Origin of the sequence: Alteromonas ponticola (assembly GCF_012911815.1) — a bacterium.
GTDB lineage: Bacteria > Pseudomonadota > Gammaproteobacteria > Enterobacterales > Alteromonadaceae > Alteromonas > Alteromonas ponticola.
Map to the genome: position 1 here is coordinate 84,509 of NZ_JAATNW010000010.1, position 9,301 is coordinate 93,809.

At 45.7% G+C, this 9,301-nt stretch carries 5 protein-coding genes; 3 read left to right on the forward strand and 2 right to left on the reverse strand.

From position 1 onward, the window contains the following. Nucleotides 1-9: 9 nt before the first annotated feature. Nucleotides 10-2,349, forward strand: coding sequence for a DNA polymerase II (locus HCJ96_RS16015; protein WP_425483749.1), 2,340 nt, complete (start codon nt 10-12; stop codon nt 2,347-2,349). On the opposite strand, the gene HCJ96_RS16020 is transcribed toward HCJ96_RS16015, so the two are convergent. Together HCJ96_RS16020 and HCJ96_RS16025 are read right to left on the reverse strand one after the other, a co-directional pair. Then, a complete protein-coding gene (locus HCJ96_RS16020) occupies nt 2,350-3,426 on the reverse strand; it encodes an efflux RND transporter periplasmic adaptor subunit (RefSeq protein ID WP_246261491.1) in 1,077 nt (358 codons plus the stop codon). 24 nt (nt 3,427-3,450) lie between these two features. Next, nucleotides 3,451-6,579, reverse strand: a complete 3,129-nt coding sequence (locus HCJ96_RS16025) for an efflux RND transporter permease subunit (RefSeq protein WP_169212098.1) — start codon at nt 6,577-6,579, stop codon at nt 3,451-3,453. A 373-nt stretch (nt 6,580-6,952) separates the two neighbouring features. Here HCJ96_RS16025 and HCJ96_RS16030 point away from each other — a divergent pair, with 373 nt between their 5' ends. Both HCJ96_RS16030 and HCJ96_RS16035 read left to right on the forward strand, forming a co-directional pair. Continuing rightward, a complete protein-coding gene (locus HCJ96_RS16030) occupies nt 6,953-7,534 on the forward strand; it encodes an EF-hand domain-containing protein (protein ID WP_169212099.1) in 582 nt (193 codons plus the stop codon). A 219-nt stretch (nt 7,535-7,753) separates the two neighbouring features. Beyond that, complete coding sequence (locus HCJ96_RS16035; protein WP_169212100.1) at nt 7,754-8,581, forward strand: DUF4198 domain-containing protein; 828 nt, start codon at nt 7,754-7,756, stop codon at nt 8,579-8,581. Nucleotides 8,582-9,301 lie beyond the last annotated feature (720 nt).

The window sequence follows — 9,301 nt, forward strand, 5'->3', positions numbered from 1 at the left end:
TACTCTATTGTGAAACAAGGGTTTATACTAACCAAACGTATTATTCAATCTGCCGAGGGGGAGCGGGTTGAGCTTTGGATTGCGTCAAGTGAAGGTAGCGTCAGAGTTGTCAGTGAACCACAGGAAAATGTGTGTTTTATTTGTTCATCCCTGCTTAAGCAAACTCAGAGTGTGTGTGCGCAAGCAGGGATTTCGGTAACATTTGAATCATGTACCTTCAGCACGCTTGAACAAAAGCCAGTAACGTTGATTCGCACACGTAGTGAACAGCAAATGCGACAGCTACGAAAGCAAGCAAATGCGGAAGGGATCACGTTGTACGAAGCAGATGTAAAGCTAGTCGATCGTTATCTGATGGAACGGTTTGCGCAGGGTTCAATCGATTACACCTTCACACCGTCAGCTAATAAAGACTCACCCGAAGTTAAAATCAAGGGTGGCAATTATCTTCCCACACTAATCTCACTGTCTTTGGACATTGAATGTGATGAACACGAGAATCTCTATTCCGTGGCCTTAGCAGGAGCGACGTGGAACGAAGTAATTATAAATCATGCTGCGGTTACCGATAAACAATACGGTGAATATAAGTTAACCGTGGTGGACTCAGAAAAAGCCCTGCTCGAAGCACTCTGTCGTTCAATACGAGCCGCAGATCCAGACTTAATTTTAGGCTGGAACGTGAAGCAATTTGATTTTTCCGTGCTCGAGAGAAGAGCGCAACGATGCGCGGTTAAACTCGTGCTGGGCCGGGATAGCAGTGCAATAAGCGTGAACCAATGGGAATCGGGTCAAACCATTGTCAATATCGCAGGTCGCGTTATCATTGATGGCATAGAAGCGTTAAAAAGCATGGCGTTTTTCTTCGAATCCTTTTCATTGCAATTTGTTGCCACTGCACTGCTTAAAAAGCAAAAACTGGTGCATGAAGATGACCAGCTAGCTGCTATCAAATCACTCTATCAAAACAAACCGTTAAAGTTAGCTCAGTACAACTTTGAAGACTGCGTTCTGGTTAATCAAATAGCCGCTCATACCCAGTTCATTGACTTTCTAGTGTTGAGGTCGCGTTTAACTGGATTGGAAATGAGCCGTCCTGGCGGTTCAGTTGCGGCCTTTTTGAATTTATATTTACCGCGTATGCACCGTGCTGGCTATGTGTGCGGAGTGCGCCCGCAAAATGGTGGACTGGCCAGTCCCGGTGGCTATGTAATGAGCTCCATTCCAGGATTGTATAAGAATGTGCTGGTACTCGATTTTAAAAGCCTTTATCCGTCAATAATTCGTACATTCAAAATTGATCCCGTCGGTCTGGCCGAAGGTCTGGCAAATGCTGATGACGCTATCGAAGGTTTCAGGGGCGCCAAATTTTCACGCAACACCCATTTTCTTCCCGACATTATTACCCAGTTATGGCGAGAACGGGACGAAGCAAAAAAAGCGAATGATCAGGCACGTTCACAAGCCATCAAAATATTAATGAATTCATTTTACGGGGTTTTGGGTAGTGGTGGCTGCCCCTTATACGATCCACGCCTTGCCAGCTCCATTACCCTGCGTGGTCACGAAATTATGCAACAAACCAAACAGTGGATCGAAGACGCTGGCTATAAAGTGATATACGGTGACACCGATTCAACCTTTGTGCACATCGGCGATCAGCGATCCCTTGAAGAAGGAAATGCGGTTGGGGTTGAGTTACAAAAGCTGATTAACCAGCGCTGGGAAAATGAATTACAAACCCGTTTCGGACTAGCGTGTCATTTAGAAATCGAATTCGAAACCCATTTCCATCAGTTTTTTATGCCCACGATTCGCAACTCAGAGCTTGGCAGTAAAAAAAGATATGCAGGTCTGGTTGAGTATGCAGGAGAGCCAAAACTCATTTTTAAAGGATTAGAAAATGTGCGCTCAGACTGGACGGCCATGGCAAGAGCGTTTCAACACCAGCTCTACACCAGCGTATTTACCAATCAGCCTGTAAAACCGCTTATACTGACCTTAATTGATAAACTTAAAGCAGGTAAGTTGGATGACAATCTGATTTACACTAAGCGGCTACGCAAGCCTACTCAACAGTACGTAAAAAATGTGCCGCCCCACGTGAGGGCGGCAAAACAGGAAGACGAAATTCGTCTTGCCCAGGGACTACCGTTAAAGTTTAATCGCTCCACTGTGGTCAAATATGTTATGACCTTACAAGGTCCGCAAACCACTTCTGCGGTTAGCAGTCCGCTTGATTATGACCATTACGTTGAGAAGCAGATCAAACCCATTGCAGAAAGCATTCTGCCTGTTATCGGTATCGAGTTTGAAAAACTGACTTCCACACAGCTTGGGTTGTTTTGATTAAATGCCGTTAGTTTTAGCAGTAATCATGGTATCGCCCCCACTTAGTCTCACCTTCTGACCTTGTTGTAAGCGTTCAGCGCCTCGCGTAATAACCGGCCGAGACGCCTCAAATTCACCAAACACTTCGATCCGCTCACCCACACCAATGCCTGTTGTCACTGCGATTTGCTGAGCTTCATTTTCACCGTTAACCTGATAGATATAAGCGCCAGTTTTGCGCAGTACGAGGGCATCACGTGGTACGGTCATGCCGTGATGTTTTTCGCTATGGGGTAAAGAGACACGAATTGCACTGCCAATGGGAAAATCTGCTGGTTTTAGCGCCACTCTCAGTTCCATCATTCTGGAGTTAGCATTACCCACGGGTACCACAGCACGTACTTTCTGAAGTACCTCACGACTGTTGTTTTTAACCTTCACGTGCAGTCCATCTGAGACGAAGGGAATAACGGTAAGCGGTGCACGAATTGCAGCTTCCACCTGAGTAGGATCGACTATGCGAAGCAGCGTTTGCCCTGTGCTGATGTACTCACCGGGTGATTGCAGGCGTTCAACAACTAATGTATCAAATGGTGCCCGGACTTCACTCTGTGCAATCTGATATTCGGTCATTTCTTTGGACGCTTTTGCCTGAGCTAATTCCTGACGGGCTATTTCCAATTCAGCACCTGTTTCATCAAGCTGGTCTTTAGACACGTTTTGCTGTGCAGCCATGGACATAAAGCGCTCGAGTTTTCTATTGGCCAACGATACGCGCGCTTCCCACTTAGCGATATTGGCCTTGTCCTGAGCCAGACTCAATTGCAACCGTTTATCGTCAAGCTTGATCAAGACATCACCGGTATTAACCCTTTGCCCGACATCGGCCATCCACAGCACCCTGCCCGCCACTTCCGATGCGATTTGTGCATCAACCCGGCTCACTACCGTTCCCGGTACCCAAACCTGCTCTGCGATTTCTTCTTGCAGTATCTGATCTACTTCAACCAGCGTTGGTGGTGGTGCAGGCGGCTCCTGCGCTAACACTGAAAAACACATTACTAATGAAAAAACGGAGACTGCGAGTGGCTTCATAAAAATCCTGTTCATAACGATACCTCAAAATTTATCATCAAATTTTTGCTGCTTTGCATCAAGTAATGGACCTGCACCCGGCCGTGAAAAACTTGCGCCTTTCTTCCAGGGTAAACTGAACTCCATTTGCAGTAGGGTGGGTAATAACAACAAGGTAAAAATGGTACTAACGGCCATGCCCCCAACAATAACGGCAGCCATGCCGCGATAAATCACACTGCCAGCACCAGGCAACAGCAATAGGGGTAACATGCCAAACAAAGACGTCAGGGTACTCATGAAAATAGGCCGCAAACGCACCAGAATTGCCTGGTGTACCGCATCAGTTCGGTTGAGCCCTTCACGCTCGCCAATGCGGGTTTGGTGCACCAGCAAAATGGCGTTATTGACAACCAGCCCAAGTAAAATGACAAAACCAATCATGGTGAGTAGATCCATGGGTTGAAATTGGAATAGGTTCATAATCTGAACGGCTGAAATTCCGCCGACCGTAGCCAAAGGCAGCGCCAGCGCAACCAAAATGCTGTCTTTAAATGAACGGAACAGCCCTGCCATGAGCACAACTAACAGCCCCATCGCCAACAAGAAGTTCTGGCTCATGGTTTTAATTGCCGTTTTCAGACTATCGGCACTGCCGCCGTAACTGATATTTCCGTTAGGCGGCATAACTGCTCTGATTAGCGGTTCAACCTTCTCCTCAATAATGGTCATTGCTTCTTCAAGTGTCATGCCTTCAGGTGGGTTGAAGTTAAGTGATAACGTTCTGCGCCGATCAATACGCTGAATTCGAGTTGGGCCAACATTGCGCTCAACCGAGACCAACTCACCTAATTGCACCATCTCTCCGCTGGGAGTCACTATTGGTGTAGAAGCAAGTTCCTCTGGCGTAGCCCAGTCCTGCGCGCGAAAGATAATATTTAATCGCTTGATTCCATCAAAGTATTCCCCTACGTACATACCATCGCCCATCGCACGCACAAGATTGGCCATGTGCTGACGACTGTAACCAACTTCCATAATTCGGCTGTCCTGCGGGATAAATTGTAATTGGGGCTCAGCTTGTTCCAATGGGGGATTAGAACGTACTTGCGAGCCGGGAAAGGTTTCTTGAATGAGTTCCATGCCTCTTTGTGCAGCGATAACCAGGCCATCTTGATCGGTACCCTGCAGATGCACGTCAATAGAGCGACCGTTACCGAAACCACCAAACAAATTGCCTTGCATTGCAAATGTCTGGGTGTCTGGCAGGTCTTTAAGGATCTCATCGCGAACTAAGGTTTCAAGCTCTTTTACTTTAGCTTGATCTTTCGCTCTGACGCCTAAGGTGCCACCGTTAGTCCAGGTAATGATGTAATAATTTTTCAAAGCTGGCGACTTCTGCCCATCCATATATGGCTGTAAACGCTCAACCACTTTGGTCATGATTTCATCGGTTATAAACTGATTGCTAGCGCCAGCTGGGAAATTAAAGAATGCATCGACCGCGTCCCGCTTGACGGGAGGAAGATAGTCCAGTTTAGGGAACATGAGTACACTGGCGGTAATCGGAATGGTCATTAAGGCAAGCGCCAGCACAACGCGCTTTATGGAAGTGTTTGTCAGCCGCATAATTCCGGCGGCGATCCGGGTCCACAGCCCCTCTAGCTTGTCTTTAGGGTGATCAGAACTGAGCAATTTGCTGGCAATGACAGGTAACACGGTGACGGCGACAACGAGTGAAATACTCACTGCAATTGCTATGGTCAATGCCAGATCAGCAAACAACTGCCCCTCGACGTCTTTAATAAATATGACGGGAATAAAAATGGCCACGGTGGTCGCAGTTGACGCCATTAAGGCGCCAAACACTTCTTTCGTTCCGGCGTAGCTCGCGTCAGCCTCATTCGCACTATTTTTTTGTCGTCGAACGATATTTTCAAGCACGACTATTGCTGCGTCTAAAACCATGCCTACAGCAAAGGCCAGACCAGCCAGTGAAATAACATTAAGTGAGCGTCCGGTAATATTAAGTACAACGAAAGTGCTCAACAAAGAAATTGGGATCGCCATCGCAACAATTAGCGTTGCCCGCATTTGTCGCATGAACAACCATAGAATACCTACCGCTAAAAGCACACCGATAAATAAATTGCTGGTGACCAGATTTATTGCCCGGTAAATAAATACGGACGCGTCAAACGACTGCACCATGGTGAGCTTTTCGTCTGCCAACATGTTTTGATTGATATCGGCGACTTTATCCTTTACCGCCAGTAAGGTAGCCAGTACGTTTGCATCATTTTCACGGCTTATTCTTACAGAAATGGCCGGATTGCCGTTTTGTATGCTGATACTATCGTTATCTGCCCTTTGAATACGAATATCAGCAATATCACGCAAATGCACAGGACTGCCATTGCGCCACTCTAAAATCATGTCGCCCATTTTCTGAGGTTCGTACTTACCTTCGAACCGCAGTGTGTAGCGTCTGCGCCCCACTTCAACGAAGCCTCCAGATACGTCTGTAGCACTGCCCAGCGCCCCGGTAATTTGTGTCAGGTCGATACCTAACTCTGCTGCTTTATAGGGGTCAAAGACAATCTGAAACTCTTCTTCTCCCCCCACTCCGCTTTGCATTTGTGCGCTGGAAACGCCAGGAATTGCTTCTAACTGTGGTTTGATTTCATCATCAAAGTAAGTAACGTAATGGTTAATCTCATTCTGATTTCCTGGCAATTTCTGTAAGAAAAAATAGGTCAGCGCAGGTTCATCTCCTCCCCCACCGCCCAGATTTATATTGGGTGATAGCGCGTCGCGTGGAAGCGGAGGTACGCGATTCATTCGGCTGACCACTTCTATAAGTGTTTTTTGCATGTCAGTATCAAGATCGAACTGCAGATTAATCCAAGCATTGCCCTGATTCGCCCATGCCGACATGCTATGTAATCCGGGTATGCCCTGTAAAACTTCTTCCTGCGGTTCTAATATTTCAGACTCAATCTCTTCAGGTGATGCAGCTCGCCAGCTTGTTTGTATGGAAATTTGGGGACGTTCAATTTCAGGAAATAACTGAATTGGCAGTTTGAATAAACTGTAAAGGCCCAATGCTGCAACAATAGCAACGACAATGGTAACGCCTGAAGCATTCTTAATTGCAGTACGTGTGATGTCCATAGTGATACTTTTAGAAGTTGAATCCCGTGATATAACTATATGTCGCAGTTAGTATGTAAAAAGTTTAATTCTGCCAATGGCTGGGTTTTTCAGTTAAACGGAGAAAAGGTTTTTTATCGCAGCTATTCTGCGATAAATGGTCGTTGAAACCTGCAGACTATCGCTAAGGTAGCTTTTTACTGGAAATATATTGAGCGTGTATTTTTTGCTGATGAGGTGTTGCAAATTAGGAACAAAGCAGATAGCCCGCCCCCAACGCGTTCACATAACCCATTGTATTACATTATTTTTCTCACTTGGCGCGACAGATGCATTAGTGAGGTGTAAGCAATTGAACAATTCCTGAAAAATTGAGGAAACCAAGGTGATTAACATGAACAAACTACTTACCATAATTGCAGTTTCCACCGTCGCGGCGGCATGTACACCCGCTGATGAAAACGTGAAGATTAATACCAACTTTGCTGAACTGGATAAAGATCAGAGTGGCTTTCTCACGGAAAATGAAACTGAGTCTCAGGCTATAGCAAGTTATTTCGAAAAAATTGATGTAGATTTAGATAATCAAATCAGTGTTAATGAATTTAACGATTACCTTACTACGACACCCGAAGTATTCGATGAGAATGTACAAACTGCAGCTAAGATTGAATTGGAAGACAATTCACTTAGCAATGATAGCATCCGCTCTGACGACAATGAGTACAACGTAGACGAAATGAATGCCAAATCTGAAGATGAATTTTCACCCGAGACTGATGAAGAACTTTTGGCATCTAGTGAATTTGAAATGATGGACATTGATCGTAACGGCGAAGTGTCTAAGTCGGAAGCAGCGCGCAGCGGCATTGTTGAAGAATTTAATCGCATGGACGAAAACAATGATCAGTTAATTACTATGGTCGAGTTTTCTAATTACCAAAACAGGACATTAACCAAAGGTGATGGTGAATAGGTTTATTACATTTTTTGCAGTACGATAAATGTAATTTATCCAGCCCCTAACGCATTCGAATTGTAAACTGAACCCAGCTTACGCTGGGTTCTTTGTTTCATTAGTCGGTTAAACGCACGGTTAAGTGAAAATACCCGACTTCGACATTTTAAACATATGAACTGATTACACAGAGCGTTACTATTAGCGTCTGATAGGAACAAAAAAAGGATAATAATAATGCGGATAAGAAATGCACTGGTGCTATGCAGTCTTTTATTAGGTTTTCAGGCGTCAGGTTTTGCCCATGATTTTTGGCTTGAACCGGGCCAATACATATTCAAAGAATCAGCGTCTGTACCCGTTCAATTTAAGATAGGTCACAAAGACAGTGCTGATAATTGGAATTTACGTTGGGATAAAATAGTGGCGTTAAGGCTATACACTCCCTCCGGCGTTGCGGACATGGCGGCAAGCATAGTTCCTAAAACCAATTTACTTCCCGGTTTCGCTAAAAGTGAGAAACTGGCAACTGGTACCTACATTATAGGATTAGAGAGTTACCACAGTTTAAGTGAACTCGAATCAGCTAAATTTAATGATTATGTCAAAGAAGAAGGGTTAAAAGAGATTTTAGAATATCGTGAAGCCAATGGTTTAATGCAGCACCCTGGTATCGAACTTTATTCACGAAAGGCTAAAACGATCGTGCAAGTTGGTGATGAGCTTTCAGAGAGTGTGACAAAACCTATCGGCCATACACTGGAGATAGTGCCGCAGCAACATCCTCTTAAATTAGGCAACAAGGGCGCTCTTGCAGTGAAAGTGCTGTTTAAGGGTAAACCGCTTCAGCACGCACTTATAGAAGCTGCTCCGCTGGCAAAAGCTAAGCATAAAGAGCAATCCACAAGAACCGATAACCAAGGCATAGCCACGTTTAATTTTTCCCAAAGCGGACCGGTAATGCTAAATGTCATTTGGGGCGTTCCGTTGACAAACAATGGCCAGGCTGACTTCGAAACCTACTTTTCAAGTCTCACATTCGAAGTAAACAACAGTGACCTTTAGTAACAGGGCGTCTATACATCATTATCCGATAAGAGAATCCTCCTAATTAACAGTGACACCTTGATGCCACTTCCAAAACAAAGAACCTAGCCTCGGCTGGTTTCTTTGTTTTTAAAATGGGAGCCTCGTAGCCGACAAGGGACAGTGTGTCACTCTCACATGGGGGTGATGAGCGGTGAGCGCAGCGAGCGAGGGGTGCCTGTGGCACGCCGAGAGTGAAGAACCGGCAGCATGGATGCTGCCGTGGACATTTCACCAGGAATGGGTTGTTACGCCAGTTCTTAAGCAGATACGCAACCCTAAACTGTTACCCGATGGGTTAGGTCTTGCTATGAGAGAGTGGCACCTTGGTGCTACTCCAAAAACAAAAAACCCAGCTTTCGCTGGGTTCTTTGTTTTTAGAATGGGAGCCCCGTAGCCGGCAAGGGACACTGTGCTACTCTCACATGGGGGTGAAGAGCGGTGATTCGCAGAATCATGGCGAATGCCATTGGGCATTCGACAAGCGATGAACGGCACGCCATGGATGGCGTGACTGGACGAGCTACCAAGGATGGGTTGTTACTTTGAATCTTACGCAGCCAGACAACCCCAAACTGTTACCCGATGGGTTAGGTCTCCCTGTCAGATTAGCACGCAAGTGCTTTTCTAAGTGAAAGGGCTATCCTGAGTGGAACAACAGTTCAATGAGTTTTTCCGGGCGTGAAATGCAAAAAAGGG

Bases quoted from the DNA above. Each gene is read 5' to 3' on its own strand.
- HCJ96_RS16030 (WP_169212099.1), top strand. From the start codon at position 6,953: ATGAACAAACTACTTACCATAATTGCAGTTTCCACCGTCGCGGCGGCA.
- HCJ96_RS16035 (WP_169212100.1), top strand. From the start codon at position 7,754: ATGCGGATAAGAAATGCACTGGTGCTATGCAGTCTTTTATTAGGTTTT.
- HCJ96_RS16020 (WP_246261491.1), bottom strand. From the start codon at position 3,426: ATGAAGCCACTCGCAGTCTCCGTTTTTTCATTAGTAATGTGTTTTTCA.
- HCJ96_RS16025 (WP_169212098.1), bottom strand. From the start codon at position 6,579: ATGGACATCACACGTACTGCAATTAAGAATGCTTCAGGCGTTACCATT.